This is a genomic window from Lachnotalea glycerini, from assembly GCF_003201285.1.
Lineage (GTDB): Bacteria > Bacillota > Clostridia > Lachnospirales > Lachnospiraceae > Lachnotalea > Lachnotalea glycerini.
Map to the genome: position 1 here is coordinate 49,383 of NZ_QICS01000011.1, position 18,007 is coordinate 67,389.

15 protein-coding genes are annotated in these 18,007 nt (G+C 35.9%); 2 read left to right on the forward strand and 13 right to left on the reverse strand.

The annotated features are described in order from the left end of the window. Positions 1–99 precede the first annotated feature (99 nt). The 4 genes from C8E03_RS16865 to C8E03_RS16880 all read right to left on the reverse strand — a co-directional run bounded on the left by C8E03_RS16865 (position 100) and on the right by C8E03_RS16880 (position 6,142). On the reverse strand, positions 100–1,698 hold the full coding sequence (locus C8E03_RS16865; RefSeq protein ID WP_110291670.1) for an extracellular solute-binding protein: 1,599 nt from the start codon (positions 1,696–1,698) through the stop codon (positions 100–102). Between the two features lie 102 nt (positions 1,699–1,800). After that, positions 1,801–2,724, reverse strand: coding sequence for a carbohydrate ABC transporter permease (locus tag C8E03_RS16870; protein ID WP_094378367.1), 924 nt, complete (start codon positions 2,722–2,724; stop codon positions 1,801–1,803). Between the two features lie 10 nt (positions 2,725–2,734). After that, positions 2,735–3,694: an ABC transporter permease gene (locus C8E03_RS16875; RefSeq protein WP_094378368.1), complete on the reverse strand. Its 960-nt coding sequence runs from the start codon at positions 3,692–3,694 to the stop codon at positions 2,735–2,737. 231 nt (positions 3,695–3,925) lie between these two features. After that, entirely contained in the window at positions 3,926–6,142 is a 2,217-nt protein-coding gene (locus C8E03_RS16880; protein ID WP_094378369.1) for a helix-turn-helix domain-containing protein, read from the reverse strand. Positions 6,143–6,522: 380 nt separating this feature from the next. Here C8E03_RS16880 and C8E03_RS16885 point away from each other — a divergent pair, with 380 nt between their 5' ends. Continuing rightward, positions 6,523–7,401, forward strand: a complete 879-nt coding sequence (locus C8E03_RS16885; RefSeq protein WP_094378370.1) for a PmeII family type II restriction endonuclease — start codon at positions 6,523–6,525, stop codon at positions 7,399–7,401. On the opposite strand, the gene dcm is transcribed toward C8E03_RS16885, so the two are convergent. Together dcm and C8E03_RS16895 are read right to left on the reverse strand one after the other, a co-directional pair. Beyond that, a complete protein-coding gene (gene dcm, locus C8E03_RS16890; protein ID WP_170123040.1) occupies positions 7,398–8,690 on the reverse strand; it encodes a DNA (cytosine-5-)-methyltransferase in 1,293 nt (430 codons plus the stop codon). The two genes, C8E03_RS16885 and dcm, sit on opposite strands and share 4 nt — an antisense overlap. Positions 8,691–8,897: 207 nt before the next feature. Next, positions 8,898–9,752 carry a GGDEF domain-containing protein gene (locus C8E03_RS16895; protein ID WP_094378371.1) on the reverse strand — a complete coding sequence of 285 codons (855 nt, stop codon included), beginning with the start codon at positions 9,750–9,752 and terminating at the stop codon, positions 8,898–8,900. A 529-nt stretch (positions 9,753–10,281) separates the two neighbouring features. Here C8E03_RS16895 and C8E03_RS16900 point away from each other — a divergent pair. Continuing rightward, complete coding sequence (locus C8E03_RS16900; RefSeq protein ID WP_094378372.1) at positions 10,282–10,662, forward strand: helix-turn-helix domain-containing protein; 381 nt, start codon at positions 10,282–10,284, stop codon at positions 10,660–10,662. Between the two features lie 121 nt (positions 10,663–10,783). Here C8E03_RS16900 and C8E03_RS16905 read toward each other — a convergent pair whose 3' ends face one another. From C8E03_RS16905 to C8E03_RS16935, 7 genes are all read right to left on the reverse strand, one after another. Then, on the reverse strand, positions 10,784–11,683 hold the full coding sequence (locus C8E03_RS16905; protein WP_094378373.1) for a sugar phosphate isomerase/epimerase family protein: 900 nt from the start codon (positions 11,681–11,683) through the stop codon (positions 10,784–10,786). Between the two features lies 1 nt (position 11,684). Continuing rightward, positions 11,685–12,803 (reverse strand): Gfo/Idh/MocA family protein, encoded by a 1,119-nt coding sequence (locus tag C8E03_RS16910; protein ID WP_094378374.1) that lies wholly within the window; start codon positions 12,801–12,803, stop codon positions 11,685–11,687. 33 nt (positions 12,804–12,836) lie between these two features. Then, positions 12,837–13,331 carry a D-ribose pyranase gene (gene rbsD, locus C8E03_RS16915; protein ID WP_094378375.1) on the reverse strand — a complete coding sequence of 165 codons (495 nt, stop codon included), beginning with the start codon at positions 13,329–13,331 and terminating at the stop codon, positions 12,837–12,839. Positions 13,332–13,357: 26 nt separating this feature from the next. Further along, positions 13,358–14,284, reverse strand: coding sequence for a ribokinase (locus tag C8E03_RS16920; protein ID WP_094378376.1), 927 nt, complete (start codon positions 14,282–14,284; stop codon positions 13,358–13,360). A gap of 10 nt (positions 14,285–14,294) precedes the next feature. Further along, positions 14,295–14,819, reverse strand: a complete 525-nt coding sequence (locus C8E03_RS16925; protein ID WP_094378377.1) for a DUF1097 domain-containing protein — start codon at positions 14,817–14,819, stop codon at positions 14,295–14,297. Between the two features lie 26 nt (positions 14,820–14,845). Then, entirely contained in the window at positions 14,846–15,544 is a 699-nt protein-coding gene (gene deoC / locus C8E03_RS16930) for a deoxyribose-phosphate aldolase (RefSeq protein ID WP_094378378.1), read from the reverse strand. 200 nt (positions 15,545–15,744) lie between these two features. Beyond that, a complete protein-coding gene (locus C8E03_RS16935) occupies positions 15,745–17,943 on the reverse strand; it encodes an extracellular solute-binding protein (protein WP_094378379.1) in 2,199 nt (732 codons plus the stop codon). Positions 17,944–18,007: the final 64 nt, after the last annotated feature.

The following is an 18,007-nucleotide window of genomic DNA, read 5'->3' on the forward strand; positions in this document are numbered from 1 at the left end:
TGGGTTTCATATACCAGGAAATGAATCCAAATTTACTGGTATATGAAAGAGACTACTGCATAACTACAGTAGTCCCATTTGGAATTGGATCAATCCAATTTATTCTAAAGCTGCTAAGTATCTGTTATACTGGTCTTGCTTAATTTTAATAATATCCTCCACATGCATACTCTTTAGAGATGAAATATAATTATCAAATTCATTCATATTCGTATTTCCTGTAATAAAGGCAACGGACATTTGCTCTACATAAGTCTCTATATCAACAAGATATTGAGAAAGCACACTTGTTTCTTCCTGTGTTGCATAAATCTGAGGCCAAGGTTTTCTTGTCTTTGTTGCCAGCTTCTCATCAATATCTACATGCCATTGCGGCAGTAATACATTCGTAGCTTCAATACTATTATGGTAAGGCAGACACGCCGGGTTAATGCCTAAAGTCTGTAACCACAGATTGTCAGACAATGCTTTCTCTGTAAATTCTTTATCTCCTTTTGAAGTAACGGTGTAAGTTTCATTTTCTATTCCCCATGCATATAGCTTTTGACACTCTTCGCTCATAGCAAAATCCAAGAATTTAATCGCCAGATTTTGATTCTTACTATCCGTAGTTACACCATAAATCCATTTTACAGGGTTAATTGCAACATATGCGCCTTCATATTCTCCAGAAAGTGGTTCTCCTCCAACAACGATACCCGTCTCTTGGTCATATTCTTGGAACTGCTTGCTATATAATTGTGACATCTGCCAACTATAATCAAATGTTACTCCCGTCATGTTTTGAGCAAATCGTTCTGTAATCTGATCACGAGTCAGTGAAGTATATTCCATTTCCAGCAAACCTTCTGTATACAGTTCATTTAAAAAGCTCAAATATTTTTTATAATTTTCACTTTCATAATACGCATAGTGCACAATGCTATTTTCATCCACATAAAAACCGTTGTCAAGGTCAAGACCAAAAGCAGGTCCAAACATACTAGGCAAGAAATCTGCTTTCACACTCATAGGAATTTCGTCTGTAGTATCCCCATTTCCATTCATGTCGTTGTCACGAAAAGCTCTAAGCATCGTTACAAAGTCATCTAAGGTCTTAGGCTGTTCCATATTAAGCTGATCCAGCCATTTTTGATTGTACATAATGCAAGGCAGGTAGTTATCAGCAAGTCCGATTGTTGGAACATAATAGATATGTCCATCCTCTGCTGTTAAAGATGCTTTGACCTCTGGGTTTGCCTCTAAATAAGCCTCGTAATTAGGCATTAAGTCAAAATGCGTGTCTAACGGCTCAAATAAGGCTGACTTAATATAGGATGAGTTCAAATCAAGGTCAGGCAACGATACGATATCTTGTAAGTCCGTACCAGATGCAAGCATCGGGCTAACTGCATCGGTATAAGTTGTTGGATCAATCATGGTCCAATCTACATCTACACCTGCTCTTTTTTCCACTTCCTTAACAATTAGTGCATCGTCACTTGTTAAGTCTACCGTAGAATACCATGAATTTGTTGCTAAAATACTAATGGATGCATTCTCTTGATCAGTGATAGGCCCTTCTCCTGTGTAATTGTAGGTATCCTCTCTTTCTCCCTGACTGTTTTCTACACTTTTACTTGTTGAACACCCCGCCAGTGAAGCTGCCGCCAGTGTAAGAGAAAGAGTGATAGTCGTCAATTTCTTGATCTTTTTCATAAAATAAATCCTCCTATTAATTTGATTTATTAATAATCAGAATCATTATCCCAGCAATAGTGCGAGAACAACCTTTTCTAATTATAATACATGGTTATATTTTTACTCTTTTACTGCTCCAAGCATGGTACCTTTTACTAAATACTTTTGCAAAAACGGGCATATGACAATAATTGGAATGGTTGCCAATACAATACAGACATAGCGGATTTTCAAGGTTGACTGCGCCGCTGCTGCCACTCCTGTGGCGCCTGCTGACTGCAATATCTCTGTTGATGCCAGAATCAATGTTTTTCTCAAATACATCTGCAAGGGCTGAAGTTCTGTTTTTCCCAGATATAGCATGGCATTGAAGAAATCATTGTATCTTGCCACTGCATAATAAAGGGTAAGCACTGCGAGCGTCGGCTTAATCAGAGGAATAGCAATTTTTAATAGAATCTGGAAATCATTAGCGCCTTCCAGAGCTGCATTTTCAAATAAATCCTCTGGTATTGCCTCCATTGCCGACCTGCATATCATGACATTATAGGCACTAAGCAAAAACGGAATAATCATTGCCCATCTACTGTTATACAGGCCAAGTCCTGTAACTACCATATATCCCGGAATCAACCCTCCGCTAAAATACATGGTAAATGCAATAAAAAAGTTTAATTTTCTTCTTAAGAAAAATTGTCTTCTGGATAGGGGATACGCTGCTATACAGGTAAATACTATATTCATAAACGTACCTACTGCGGTATAGAAAAAAGTATTGCCATAGGAAACCCAAAGCTGCTTGTTTTTCATAACAATATTATATGTATCAAATTCAAAGCCCACAGGCCATAAGATGACATCTCCTCTTGCTACTGAAGAACCTGAGCTAATTGATATACTAAGTACATATAAGAACGGATACAACGTAATAATAACTGCAAGCAATACAAGTAATCTTACAATAATATCAAATACCCTGTCTCCGAATCCTTCATTTAAAAATTCATTTAAAAAGCTTTTCTTTTTTATTATCTGACTTTTCATGGCTGCTCCTTTACCAAATCGAGGTTTCATTAAATTTGCGGCTAAACCAGTTCGAAATACTAACAATGGTAAAGCCAACCAGTGAGTTGAACAAACCTACTGCTGTCGCATAGCTGAAATTTTTATTTTCGATACCCTGACGGTATACATAGGTAGATATGACGTCAGCCGTTTCATATACTGCGGAGTTATACATCAGATACACCTTTTCAAAGCCTACACTTAATAGGTTGCCTAACGACATAATCAAAAGCAGAATAATAGTTGATTTAATCATTGGTAAGATCAGATAGCGAATCTGCTCTCTTTTATTTGCTCCATCTACTCTCATTGCTTCATATAATTCCGGAGAAATACCCATAATTGCAGCAACAAATATGATAGAATTAAATCCAAACGACTGCCATGAACCTGATATGACATAAAGAGAGCGAAACCAACCCGGAGTACTCATGAAATTAATCTGCGTACCGCCAAGTCTTGTAATAATTTGATTCACAATACCGGTTGAGGGAGACAGGAAATTGGTCAGCATACCTACTACTACTACAGTGGAAATAAAATATGGTAAGTAGGTAATAAGCTGTGCACTTCTTTGAACATGCTTATTTCTAATCTGTGTAATACATATTGCAAATATGATAGGTATGGGAAATCCAAATAGTAAGGAATAAAAGGATAATAAAAAGGTATTTCTTATTAGCTGCCAAGCAAAGGTCGAGCCAAAAAACTGCCGAAACCATTTAAGACCAACCCAATCTCCCGTATATATCCCAAGCAATCCGTGCCCCGGCTTAAAATCTTGAAATGACATAACAAGCCCCGTCATTGGGAGATAGCAAAATATAAGATAGTATATGGCAACTGGAAGAAACATAAGTAAGAGAAATTTATCTCTTTTAATGTTCTTCTTAAATTCCTGCCGCTTTTCCTCTTTCGTTTTTTTTACAATATTACTTTTTTTCAGCATTCTTTTTTGATCACTCCTTGTCATATTTCAAATCCATTCAAGTACACTATTGATTCTATTTGTGCACTTTCCCCTGAATCTTTCAAATTCTATATCACAATTGTACTACTTGCACATTTTTATAAAAGATTCATTTTTTTCATGGTTCATTTTAGGAATTTATTTCCATCCGCATCAAAAAAAGACCAATACGAAGGTTCATTTTTTCAAACCTTTTTATTGGTCTTTTTTTTATTTCCTATAATCACTTGGATTCATACCCATAATGGATTTAAAATTTCTTCGAAAGGTCAACATATTACTGTAGCCACACATACCGGCTATCTGCTCTAAGGACGACTCGGTGGTCTGTAGCAGGTGGCTGGCATATTCAATTCTTTTTTCTTGTACATATTGTAGGTAAGTCACTCCAAGACAATTCTTACACATAAGGGAAATGTATTTATTACTTACTCCGAAAAGTGCTCCAATATGAGCCAGCGATAATTCTGCATTGGTAAAATTATCTTTCATGTAATTAATAATATCTTGATTTAACTTCTCAATATCTTGATTGGGAGTGACCAAATCTTCTAATTGACTGCATATGGTTTCGTAAATCGCATGATAATAGTTAAAAATTTCGTCTAGTGTAACATTATTCTCTATTTTATCAATTTGAATTTGCGTCGTGTTAAAGACATTATTAATCTTCAAAGCATTTAATGTGGCTATATGTAATTCATCCACCAATAGTCGAATGGTTCTTGGTGTAGCATCGTATTTATCCATATTGTTTTTATATATTTCGTCCAGAAATTTTTTTAAATCTGTCATATTTCTGTCCCTGAAGTCCTTAGCCACACGTCTTGTCGCATCCTTAGGAAAATAGTAATCCTTTTTATCAGCAGCATAGGAGCTTTCATAAAAGTATACTGCATTTCTTCCACCAGTCAGCATATTGTCTAGTGCATCCATAGTTTCCTGACACGCTGCTTTTAAATAATTTATATTGTCTTGCACCTTGCTTACACCAAAGGTTATCATAAAATTTTCGTCATCAATTTCCTTTAAAATGACCTGATGAAGCTTGTAGACCGTATTTTCTAATTGTTGCTCTTCCTCGCTGTTTGTTATCAAAAACAAATTTTTATTATCCTTAATATAGCATAGTATCTGTATTTCTTCCGTTGATAAGCCAATGCATACACTTTGTATAATATCTATCATATCCATATAGTGAATCTCTCTAATCTGTCCTGCTCCCTGATAATCAATATTAGCTAGTACCAGCTCAAAATATGGCTTTTTTAAATCAATAAAATTATTATCACTTAGTATTTTCAGCCTGTCCTGTTCCATGTTTCCGTTTAAAATACCATGGAGCATACCTTGCCTGGCATACGGAGATATCGTAACCATCTTTTCCCGATAACCGTTTCTTTCACCAATTAGTGTCTGAATTCCATTAATAATATGATCAAATTCATCGCCTTCTGACTGGGGCGGCATAATGATGCTTACAATGTTATCAATGGGAGAATAATACCGATTGGACATCACATAGGCTGTTAACACGAAAAGAATACTGGTTAGTACAATAAATCCAACTCCAAAATAAACGGAATCATCCAGTTCCATTTTAAAATCCTCTTTATTAATATAGATATGAAATACCAGATTTCGATCTACACCGGAGATACAAGAAAATATCACTCCTTTCGAAATTCCATAACTGACGACTGTATTTTCCTTATAGTTTATTGTCATTCCATTGTATTTGCCGACAATGGTGCTTAGCTTATTTTCTAAACTTTTTTTGTTAAACATAGCAAGAATTGTTCCATTTACAATTCCTTTCGTAGAGGAGTAGCTATAATTATCACCATAAACAATGTTTTCTTTGCTGAAAGTTAAATCATATATATCAGGCATATCTAATACCTCGCCAGCTGTTGCAACATTGTAATAAGGTGTATCATTAAGTTCACCCTCATAATTATCCTTCAAAAGAATAACGCCTGAACCTGTATAAGCCCTATTATAGCCCTTAAATAAGACAATGATGTTAAAAATATCTAAATTATTACTAAGCTTTTTCATGCTTGTAAGCTCACCAAGACCTTGATAGAGTAAATAGGAATCCATTACTTTGTTTTCAACCACTGTGCTGGCATACATCATTCTAATCGTTTCTGAGCTGTTAACACTTGCTATGATATTCTTGGCACTAAGCACCTGCAAATCCATTGAATTGGCCAATGCCTCTATTTTTAGATGGTACTCCTGATTCTTCTTATTAAAAAACACCGAAGTGGCATTATATATAACAAGTCCTGAAAACGCTACTAAAAATAAGGTAATTATAATAAGATATGACATAAACAGTTTTATAAATAATTTACTTTTAAAGTGATTCAGATTCACTTTTTTCGAAACAAGTCTCCTTACTTTTTTTATTATAACCATGTTTTTTGTCTCCCCAGTATTTATCTATCGTTTTTATATGCTTCTTCTCTAGTTAAAATTATAACCCGCGTGATCCTAATGCAGTTTAATTACACTTCCAATTATTCAATTTTTCTGCTTTATAATTATACTATTTAACGCACGAAAAAAAAGGTTCATTTTTTTCTTAGTTCAATTTATCCAATTTCTTAGTTCTATTGTTCGCTTTATAGGTGTTTTTAAATAATAGATTAAATTCATCATAAAACCCTACAATTAGTAAAGTCATATGAAAAGCGGTTGTGAATTCTGATGTTACTATTTTTATTTATATCTATTTTACTTTACATTATATATAAAGTATAATATACTTAAATTTTTCATTAATCTGGAGGCATACAATGGACAACACTTTTTTTGATAAATATATTAATAATGAGATATCCTACGATGAATTTGATAAGCATGTATCTCTTATATGTGAAAGCTCAGATAATTACGGTACTCTTGGTTTAAATGAGTCAGAATTTATATTATACAAGCGATTGGGCAAAGATGCCCTTGGTTCTATTATTGCTGCACGAAAACAGAAAACAGAAATTATTCAGAAATGGAAAAAGTTTTTCCGTGAGGAAATTGCTGAAAATCATCGTAAAAATACTTTGAAGCTTGAACATTTAAATGAATTTAACCTTAATCCCTTTTTAGATAATTATAAGGCTAACTTCCTATTAGGTGATAATTCCCCCAAAAGTAAGGCAACTGCTTTGGTGTATGCACGAGCTTTAGGCACATCCATCAATACCACTTTCGGTACTAACCTGCAAAAGTTTTGCAGTGATATCTTATCTGGTTATGCTTCCACTACTTCAGGCATTGATATTGAATTTGAGGATTTTACAGATGGAAGAAGAAAATACTGCCAAATTAAAGCAGGACCAAACACAATTAATAAGGATGATGTTAAAACTATCTCAGATCACTTCGCAGGCGTAAAAAACTTAGCTAGAACCAACAATCTTAACATAGGTCTTAATGACTTAATTGTAGGTGTTTTTTATGGAGAAGAGAAAAATTTAAGTAATCATTATAGAAAAATTCAAAAAGATTATCCCGTATATATTGGACAAGATTTTTGGTATCGGTTGACTGGAGACTGTAACTTCTATAAAGAATTAACTACTGCCATTGATGAAGTTGCTTCTGAATATGATGGCCGCGAACTACTAGAGACTGTTATCAAAAGGTTGTCTGCAGAAATAGAAAAAGCAGAGGATTAACCCTCTGCCTTATTTAACAAATCTATGATTGACAGACCAACTGCTTTAGCAAATTCTACCGGAACTGCATTACCAATCTGCTTGTACTGTTGTCCCATTGAACCTGAAAACTTCCATTCATCAGGAAAACTTTGAATTCTAGCATATTCTCTAACGGTAAATGGTCGAGTTTCATTTGGATGACACCTTTCAGTCTGCTTTTGAGCAGGACTACATGTTAATGTCAAGCTCGGTTCTTCCCATGAAATTCTTCTTGCCATACCGGTTCTTCCCCCACCTGAATAATAGCTTTTTCCCATATATTCCTTAGCAATATTCTCTGGTAAGTCTCTCCAATACCCTCCCGGAGGAACGAGTTCTAATACTTTACGTTTTTTGTCGGGATATTTTTCACCTATTGATTCCGGTACATTTTTTAATGCATCTTTTAAAACAGGTTTGTACGCATACTCCTTAGGCAAACGATATTGTATGTCAATATCCTTTCTGATTCCTATTATAACAACTCTTTCTCTTTTTTGTGCAACACCATAATTATTTGCTTTTAAGATGTTCCAAGTCACATTGTAACCCATATTTTCATAAATAGTAATCATTGTTTGCAAAGTTTTTCCATTATCATGTGTCGTTAACCCTTTTACGTTTTCTGCAAGAAATACTTTTGGATTTAAATCTTTAATTACTTTTGCGAAATAGAAAAACATCGTTCCTCGTACATCATCCAATCCTAATTTATGTCCTGCATAGCTAAAAGCCTGACAAGGGTATCCCCCGGAGACAAAATCAATTTCACAATTTTTTGTCAAATAATTCCTTACCCCATTCTCCGATACCTTAACTATATCATCCTCTATTACATTCCATTTAGGTCGGTTTTCTCTCAAAGTTTGTGCAGCGTATTTATCAATTTCAATTAATCCCTGTGCATGGAATCCAGCCATTTCTAGGCCTAAAGCTAATCCCCCGGCTCCTGCAAATAGTTCAACCGAATTATAATGTCTACTAGCCTTAACAGCAGTAACATCAACATATTCTAATCGACTTCCAGTAATCTTATCTTTTTTCTTTTTTTCTACTATTTCTTTTGGAATAATGATATCCATTGGTTTAACTTCAAGAACATCACAAAGTTTTTGATAATTACTTTTTAAAGGGTTGCTGTTTGCTGACAAAATAACCGATAATTGATTTTTTGTTACTCCTAATTTTTCTGCCAATTCCGATTGTGTCTTTATATTTTTCTTTTCCATAACGATATGTACTTTACTTTTGTCAATTACATATTCCATAAGTAACCCTCCTAGTAAGTTATGAAAATATATTAACATCCTCAACCTCTTAAGTCAAGTCAAAGCAAACAATTGTTCTGGTACTATTTTATTATTGTTCGTAAGCTGCCCCTTTGATCATTACCTGCTTTTCCTATTAAACCAGAAAAAGCCTAAAACCGTATTAACATGGTTTTAGACTTTTTATTCAAAGCTTGATGTAATTTCTCAAACTACCTTATTTCGGCCTTCTTGCTTCGCCTGATACAAGTTCTTATCTGCCATTATCATAAGTTCAGATATGTTTGTAACACCGGAATCTCTTAGGATCGTTTTCACCCCGATACTACAAGTAATCGTTACTTCCGACTTTGCAATGCGAAAAGCGGTTTTCTCAATTGTCTTTCTCAATCTGTGAGCCATTCTTTTTGCGACTTTATTTGTACATCCAGGTAAACAAATTAAAATTTCGTCCCCCCCATACCTGGCAACCCAGCCATTTTCTTTATTAAACTGCTTTTGAAGCAATAGTGCTAAATCTTGCAAAATCTGGTCACCTGCTGCATGTCCATTCTTATCATTGATTTTCTTAAAATAGTCAATATCAATAAACAGTATACTGATTGGTTTGTCTAATTCAAACGAACTTTGCATATCAATGGGCAGCCGCTCATCAATATATCTTCTATTATAAAGTTTTGTAAGAGAATCAGTAATAGCCATCTCCTTAATTTGATGTATTGACATATTATCAAAATTATGACATTCCGTATTAAAATGCCATAAACTTGAAATAAACTGCTTGAATTCTAACAAATATGTCTCGCTTCCAATTAAAAGGGTTACAGAAGTGATTGCAGTAATCCAATCATCAATCATTTGTATTTTAAAGTTCGCATTCTGCGACTGCTGTAATGTTTCGATAACTCTTTTTACGTCATTTGCAGCCAAATTATGCGCAATATTTTTTCTTGAACTTTGATAAACAATTTCCTGCCTGGTATTAGTAATGCATATTGATGTGTTGATCGACTCTAGCGCGTGAATGATATATAATACATCCCCTAAATTATTAAAAATCATCTTCACTCACCTTTCTTAAAAGAATATGTGTATAACAAATATTCATAATTTATAAGAAGGTGTAATCACTCAATATAAGCGACTGCGCAATTGTCTATTTGCAATTAAGCTTCATGTGAAAGCGTATTATGTCCTTTTCCCTTATTTGTGGACTTGCAATATTTGGTATCTCAAGTATAATCAGCTTTTGCTGACACCTTCTTCTTACATGCTCTAAATTCCTATCCTATTTTAATTAAAAGTCATTGCTCGTTAGGCAAGGAAAATGACTCAAATATGCGCGCAATAACATTGAGTCAGTCTGTAATGCCTTATATGCAAATGTATTAAATTAATTCATCAATATACCATATTTACTTTAGATATTTGCTGTAAAATAATCGCAATGGATAAAAGCCACCATATATACACATGATAAATGTATTAAACATCATTGTACATTAATTATAAGTTTATGTCAATACACCAATATAGTGTGTGATACTATTTAATACACAAATAAAATGTAAAGGAGTAGGGAAATGAATATATGAAAAAATCATATGAAATCATACGTGGACTTAGAGAAGATAAGGATTTGAGACAATTAGACATTGCTAGAGTAATAGGTACAACTCAGCAACACTATTCAAGATGTGAGCAAGGAGAGTCTGACCTTCAAACTCGTGCCGTTATTTCTCTAGCTAATTTTTATGATGTTTCAACTGATTATTTACTTGGGCAAACTGCATGTAAACAAGGTGTCAATGCACTCAATCAAGCAGTAATTGGGGAATATACCTCAGGAGAACTGATTTCTGATGTACTCTCACTAAGTAATAATGGACGACGTGCAGTACTTGAATATATCGAATTGCAAAAGCTTAAGGAAATGATGATAAAAAGCGGAAATCTTCTTACAAAGGATTAAATGTTATTACAAAAATATGGTAAAGGAGAACGATTGATTGACTTTGTTTAATATGTCAAACTTCTTTCTCCGTTACCATATGCGTTGATCATTTTTATATTAACTGACTTAAAACTAAGACCTATACACCCATTTTCTTTAGCGTATCATCTACGAATTTTTTAGCTCTTGGAATATCGCTTTCATCCAAATGCTCAATAATAATCGGAATGTTTGGATGAGTTTTGGACAACTTCTCTACGTACAATTCATAATTTAGCACTCCTAGACCGGCAGCCGGAAGTTCAACTGCACCCGCGCCACGAAAACTATTATGTTCTGCACTGCCACCTCCGAATTTTTCTCCTGTATTTTCAGCTCTCTTACAATCCTTGGCATGCGCAACCTTAATTTTATCATCCAAAACATGGAAAATTTTCTCAATGGTTGGATTGACATCATCAATATTAGAATCATCAAAATAGTTAGTTGGATCTAGTAATAATCCAATTCCCGGATGATTTATTTCCTGCAATAATCTGGCCACTTGGTCGACTGATCCAACAATGTTATTAACATAATTTTCTACTAGGAATACAGCATCATGCTCATAGGCAAATTTCGCAATATCTAAAGCAATTTTTTTAAACTCCTGATAAGCTTCCTCAGTTGAGTTCTTTGGATCATAGAGCCAGTCACTTTCCACATTATAGGTTCCAGTTTCACTTACCACATATGGTGTTCCAAAGTCTCTTGCATGTGCAAGGATTTCCTTTACATAATGGATATTCTCTTCTCTTTTAACGGGATCTGGGTGCACCAAATTTGTATAGGCCGAAATCGCGACAACCGGGAGATTGGCATCACGAAATGCATCTCGTACCTGATTGGCTTTTTCTTTCGTAATATGACCTCTTGATAAATCAATATCCTTAAATTCTAAATCTAGCTGCACACAATTCATGCCGTCCTTTTTTGCTTTTGTAATAGTTTCCTCTAACGTATATGGATAATAACCTGTAAAAATTCCTACTGAAATCATACTATTGTACCTCCTCGTTTAAAACGTTTGACAGATAAACTGTTTTCTCATCTTCAATTGACTGATAGCAAGCCTCTACACAGGCAAGAGTTTTTACATTATCCTCTGCACTGATTTCGGGGTCGGTTTTATTTTCTACTGCACACAACAGATTTGCCATCGTACCCACAAAAGCATCCGGAAACCACTGCGTATCCCACTTTGGTTCAATCCACTGATCCGGATAAGCTTTACAGGTAAGCCTTAATGTACTTCCACAAAATTCTGGTGCTCTTTTATGCCAACCAATATCTCCTTCTGCAAAACCTTCTGTTCCTTCTACTCTCCAGTTAATATAATTATGCTTCTTGCAAGGCTCCTCCGGCCATGCCCACACATCATCTAAACTGGTTGCCATAAGTCCGTCCTCGTATTGATAAGTATATTGAACGATTCCATCCGTATGCTCAAATTTGGTTCTTGGATCCGTTCTGCACACTGCCGTAATTTTTTGGGGATCACCAAACAAATAGCGGAATACATCAATATGATGTACTGCCATTGCATAAATTTCTAGTTTATGATAATCCTTTAAAAATGCCTGCCAATCTGGTATCGCTCTCATGTCAATGCTAGCAATCACTGGTTTTCCAATCAGTTTTTTGTCTAAAATGTATTTTAAGGCTCTCATGGACTGGTCGTAACGCATATTAGAATTAACTGCAATTGGAATTTGTGCCTCTTTTCCCAATTCTACAATTTTCTTTGCCTCTTTTACCGACATTGCGATTGGTTTCTGACACAATATTCCTTTAATGTGCTTCTTCGAACAGATATATTCCACAATTTCAAGCTGCGCATGCGGAGGTACAGCAATATCAATAATTTCAATGCTTTCATCATCTACTAATGCATGCCAATCCTCATAAACCTTCTCCAGCTGATGCAACGAAGCAACCTCATTACTCTGCTCCAAAGACAGAGAACTAATGGCATATGGATAAAATCCTGCCTTTTTGTAAGCCACCAGATGACAATTTCGCACGATAAAACCTGCACCAATAATCCCTATCTTATAATCCTTACGTCTTGGAAGCGTAGGAAGCGTTGCCATTTCTAATTCTCTCTTAATATCGTTCATAAAACCCACCTTTTCTTATTTTATTATCGACATCTATAACATTGGAATTTCATTTTGAGCAATTCTTTTTCTTCTTTCTACATATGCAGGTAAAATTGTAATATCCTCTTCTGTAAACCATGCAAATGGATCGGTGCTGCAAGTCAGAGCAAAGTTAGCCCACGCATTTAAGGAACCTGAGCGAATGACTACCTTTGCCATTGGTGCAATATTCTCAACTAAATCTTCATGAGTTGTTTTCTTAAATGTGGCACCAGCTCCTGTATAAATTTTTTGCAGCTCCTGATAAAGTGCGGGATGATGTGTCTTTACCTCAGCTGCAAAAGCTACTTGCTCTACAAAGATTTCCTGCCTCAGCATCTTTAGTATATCCAAAACATCTGCCTGTCCTGCATAATACCCCAAATCAATTCGGTTGGCATCCTTTGGTATTGGAAATCCTGCATCTGTAACTAGCACTATATCAGTATGTCCGCAAGTGGCCAGTGCTTTTGCCAATTCCGGGTGTAAAATACGACCTGGTCTCATTTCTTCTCCTCCAATCATACTATATTTTATTTTCCTTTTCTATATCCCTTTCTAAACGCTTCCACTTCTTCTGCCGTATGATAAGACGGTACCGTCTCCCATTTCGTACAGCAAAGTCCCGCTACAGCACTGGCATAGTCCACTGCCTCTTCCTCTGACGTTTTAGTTGCCAAAGCCACTGAAAGTGATGCATTAAAGCTGTCACCGGCGCCATTAGAGTCCACCACCTCTATCTTATAAGCTTCTACATGCTTACTACTTTCTTTTGTATGGATGTCTACTCCATCACCTCCAAGGGTCATAATTACTTTCTTGCAACCCGTTGTTAAAAGCTTCAAAGCGACTTCACGATGGGTCATGCTTACCTTTGGCAATTCACCAATGGTAATCCTTGCTTCCGTTTCATTCGGAGTTATGATATCTACAAAGCTTAAATCGTAATTCAAAAGACTGACTGCTGGTGCTGGATTCAAAATGGTTATCTTGTTTAATTCTTTTGCTTTCTTTAATGCATAAAGTGCCGTATCAATTGGTATTTCAAGCTGTGCCAGAACTACATCTGCCCCCTTTATCAAGTCCATATTCTCTTCTATATCCTTAGAACAGATTAATTCATTTGCGCCCATATCTACAACAATGACATTGCTTGCATTGATGTCTTTTACTATAAAGCCTACACCTGTTGGCTTTTCTTCTGTAATACGAATACCTTTGGTCTTTACGCCTTCCTTCTCCATCAGGTCTATAAATTCACTGCCAAAGCTATCCTTACCAACTACGCCAATATAGCTGACATCTGCACCTAGCCTTGCCGCCTGTACCGCCATATCAGAGCCTTTTCCGCCATAGGTTTCCCTGTAGTCATAGCCGATTAAGGTTTCACCCGCCAAAGGTATCCGATTTGATGTCATAACTAATGCCTTTGCATAGCTGCCAATTATACATACTTTCATTGCGCTCCTCCTATTTCTTTACCGGTATCCTTTTGTCAATGATTCCTTTTCCCGTAATTGCAATCCAGCCAAATATTAAACCGAGTGCACAAAAGATCAGTTCATAAGCGGCTGCACCTGCATAGGTTGCATCAGGAACATAGTTCATAATTCCAAAGAATGCTCCACATCCAATAAAAATTGCCGGAATATAGTCTAATACCGGAATTTTTTCAAAACACATAACGGGAATGACTGGAATAAAAATAGCAATTGGCACACACCAAAATGCTCCTGCAAAAGATAAAATTCCGGCTAATTCAAAAATAACAATGCCTGTTGTAATTCCCACTACATAAGAGATAAAACCTTTGAAACCTCCTTTTGGCGTACAGCCTCCAAGGAAATATACCGCCCAGGACTGAAAAGCAATCCAAGCTCCCGTATGACCAATAGGCATCTTCGTTCCTATTAACTGGTCAATAATCTGAATCATCAATGCAAGCAATGCAATCCATGTCGCCCAAATCACTAAATTAAGTGTTTTTTTGTTCATATTACCCTCCCAATTTTGTCTGCTCTTTAATAAGCGTTGATATCTCCGACCAAGCCATCTACGATTTCAGGGCCGGAACTGGTTCCTACTAATTCTGCACCTGCCATGAACATATCTTTCATTTTCTCTAAGGTATTTACCTTACCTGATACTTTCACTCGGCAAGGTGCCTTAATATTATCTTTTAATATTTTAACATCCTCTATCGTAGCGGCACATCCACCGATGCCCCATCCACTTGATTGCTTTACCCAGTCAATCCCAGCTTTATAGGCAAGTCTTGCTGCTTTTACTTTTTGCTCTTCATTTAGGTAGCCAAATTCAAGCATTGATTTTACAATAACGCCGCTGGCATGAGAAATCTCTACTACCTGTCTCATTTCTTCAAAATATTCCTCTTCAAAGCCCCCGATTAGAAGACCTGGATTTGGCGGAAAATCAAATTGGTCGACACCCGTTTTAATTAATTCCTTTAAGGCGGCCAGCTTCATCTCTAACGTGTCATTTGCCATAGGAAAATTCAGCGTAGATGCTACTTCAATTTGGGTTCCCTTTAACACATCTTTTGCAAGACGCACAAAGCAAGGAGCTACCATTGCTGCTTGAAAATCGTATCGCATACAAGTCTCTAAGTGTTTTAGCATTCCTTCCTTTGTTAAATTCGGATTCACATTTGTGTACTGAATCGCTTTTGCCACCTGCTTCTTGTCATTAAAATCAATCATGCTCGTACCTCCGTTTATTTTTGTTTCATGAATCGTTTCATGTATTTATATTAATCTTATATTCTATGGATTGCAAGTACTTTTTTTATTTTTTTTTAATCTTGTTAAAAAGGCACAAAAAAATTAGTCACTATTTATTCATAGTGACTAATCAAATTCGTGATATGACAAGCGAAACAATGATTCTCGTTTCCTCTCGTTTATCCAAACAGCATTTCTATTTTTGCTTCCATATTAGAAAGGGCTTCCTCCTCTGTGATTTCTCCCAATAAAACCCGATTGATTTCATGCGGTATAATTCTCATATAGATTTCGTTTTTACGTATCGTTTTTGTGCTGTTACTTGGAAATTTACGCTTTCTGCTTCGCTTATAACTTTCCAATATAAGCTTTTTCCAAGGATACATATTTTCCAAATCGGCTCTTTCATAATAACTCTTTCTTACTGTGGAACCTCCCAGTAAAGATAATGGGATAGAATTTTGTTCACTGCAAACCCATTTTAAAAATTGCATCGCTGCCTCTTTTTCCTTGCTATATGCATTCAATGCAAGACTCCATCCACCAAGCACTGGCGCACTTCCAGGAATCAATACACTTCCGATATTTCCTGCAATCTTAGATTTGGTGTAATCATTAATTTCCATGGCATGAGAATCATAGATAACTGCCATTGCCGTACTGCCTTTTTTAAATTCCGATACCATGTCATCCCATGAATTTATCTTCTCATCAGAAGCAGTAAATTGAAAGCTTTTTATATAATTCTTTAAAGCGGTAAGGGAATTTTGTGAATTAATAGTTACTTTACCCGCTTCATCAAACAGGTCAGCTCCATAAGACCAAAGCCGATTTAAAAATCCAATGGAATTAAATACATTTTCCCCTCTGACGCAAGAATTACCATACAGTATCGGAGATTTAGGGTTAATAGCTCTGGTAAAAAATTCGGATACCAGATTAAACTGAGCCCAATTGGAAGGAGGTACCAGCTCTTCCCCATACTGCCTTATAAACTGGCGTTTTAAACTCTGATCCTCAAACAAATCTTTCTGGAAAAATAAAAGCTGCGTTCCAGACATAAAGGGAAGAGCATACAGCTTGTTCTGATTCATCCCATACTCACGAAGCATTTCATCAATAAAGCCGTCTAAATACCTTGTATCCTCTCCAAAGCTATCCTCAAGACAAAGTATTCCTCCTTGCTCAACTGCTTCATCTAGCCACGTAATATCTAGCATATAGCCGTCATATTCACTGCTTTTTTCCTCTGCACTCTTAATAATCAACTCTTCCAATTCCCGATAACTCAAGAGATCAAAAAACAGTCTTACACCTGTCTTTTCCTGATAGTTACGAGCCAGCATTAAAAGTCCCCTTGAAACGGGTGAATCAAACATAGCAAATTTTAACTTTTTCTTTCCGCTGTAAACAGGTACCAACGGCTTAGTCTCATATTCAAGATGTGCCTGAATTACTTGTGTCATTCGCTCGTGCACATTTGGATTATCAATGGCCTCTATCAGTCTGCCAACTGCCTGTTCAACTACTTCCTTTTGAGAAATACTGATTATTCCAGCGTTATAATCACTATCCTCCAGCCAATTATTTTCTTTCAAGGTAAAAACAAACATATCCTTTATTTCCAATAGCTCTAATGCTTTCTTGACCCCTGCCGCAATCAAGCTGTTACTGACAATAATTCCTTTCATATCAGGGTGTTCAAAGAAAAGCTCATAAGCAGCTTTGAAGCCCCTCTCCTTACTATAATCCACAATTTTAACATATCGCTCTAATGTCTCATATTTTTCATACAAGTCTGATGCTGCCTCTGAAAGCAAAAGCTGCGATTCAAAAATAAGTCCTATCTGATCAATACCTTTTTTTCTAAGCTGCTCATAAGCCTGCTCCAATGCCTTTTTATAACTAATAATAATTGTATCTCCCACAAAATCTGGCACTTGATACTTACTGATTAAGACAATGGGAAAAGCAATGTCCTCGTTCGTAATTTCTACAACCTTATTCGCCGTAGAATATAAAATAATTCCATCCACACACTGTTCTAAGCACTGAGCAATGCTCTTTTTTTCTAGCAGGCGGTTGTTCTGACTTATTTTAAGTAAAATTCCATAGCCTTTTTCTCTTAATAATATTTCAAGCTCCGATAAAAAGCGTGAAAAATCTGGATGTATGATATTTGGCAGAATTACTCCAATCAGCTTGCTTTTTGTATTCTTTAGACTGCGTGCGTTGGCATCAGGGCGATAGGATAATTGCTGCATGGCATTTTCTACCCGGTCAATCAGCTCTGTATTTAATGTCTTTCCATTTAAAACGTTTGACACAGTTCCAATGGACACCTTTGCAAGCTTTGCTACTTCTTTAATTGTTGCCATATGTCCCTCCTAAAACGATTCATATAACAATATCATACCCTATTTCATATACTTTTTCTACCTT

What these genes read in the sequence shown, in the direction of transcription:
- C8E03_RS16865 (WP_110291670.1), bottom strand. Translation starts at nt 1,698, where the DNA reads ATGAAAAAGATCAAGAAATTGACGACTATCACTCTTTCTCTTACACTG.
- C8E03_RS16870 (WP_094378367.1), bottom strand. Translation starts at nt 2,724, where the DNA reads ATGAAAAGTCAGATAATAAAAAAGAAAAGCTTTTTAAATGAATTTTTA.
- C8E03_RS16875 (WP_094378368.1), bottom strand. Translation starts at nt 3,694, where the DNA reads ATGCTGAAAAAAAGTAATATTGTAAAAAAAACGAAAGAGGAAAAGCGG.
- C8E03_RS16880 (WP_094378369.1), bottom strand. Translation starts at nt 6,142, where the DNA reads ATGGTTATAATAAAAAAAGTAAGGAGACTTGTTTCGAAAAAAGTGAAT.
- C8E03_RS16885 (WP_094378370.1), top strand. Translation starts at nt 6,523, where the DNA reads ATGGACAACACTTTTTTTGATAAATATATTAATAATGAGATATCCTAC.
- dcm (WP_170123040.1), bottom strand. Translation starts at nt 8,690, where the DNA reads ATGGAATATGTAATTGACAAAAGTAAAGTACATATCGTTATGGAAAAG.
- C8E03_RS16895 (WP_094378371.1), bottom strand. Translation starts at nt 9,752, where the DNA reads ATGATTTTTAATAATTTAGGGGATGTATTATATATCATTCACGCGCTA.
- C8E03_RS16900 (WP_094378372.1), top strand. Translation starts at nt 10,282, where the DNA reads ATGAAAAAATCATATGAAATCATACGTGGACTTAGAGAAGATAAGGAT.
- C8E03_RS16905 (WP_094378373.1), bottom strand. Translation starts at nt 11,683, where the DNA reads ATGATTTCAGTAGGAATTTTTACAGGTTATTATCCATATACGTTAGAG.
- C8E03_RS16910 (WP_094378374.1), bottom strand. Translation starts at nt 12,803, where the DNA reads ATGAACGATATTAAGAGAGAATTAGAAATGGCAACGCTTCCTACGCTT.
- rbsD (WP_094378375.1), bottom strand. Translation starts at nt 13,331, where the DNA reads ATGAGACCAGGTCGTATTTTACACCCGGAATTGGCAAAAGCACTGGCC.
- C8E03_RS16920 (WP_094378376.1), bottom strand. Translation starts at nt 14,284, where the DNA reads ATGAAAGTATGTATAATTGGCAGCTATGCAAAGGCATTAGTTATGACA.
- C8E03_RS16925 (WP_094378377.1), bottom strand. Translation starts at nt 14,819, where the DNA reads ATGAACAAAAAAACACTTAATTTAGTGATTTGGGCGACATGGATTGCA.
- deoC (WP_094378378.1), bottom strand. Translation starts at nt 15,544, where the DNA reads ATGATTGATTTTAATGACAAGAAGCAGGTGGCAAAAGCGATTCAGTAC.
- C8E03_RS16935 (WP_094378379.1), bottom strand. Translation starts at nt 17,943, where the DNA reads ATGGCAACAATTAAAGAAGTAGCAAAGCTTGCAAAGGTGTCCATTGGA.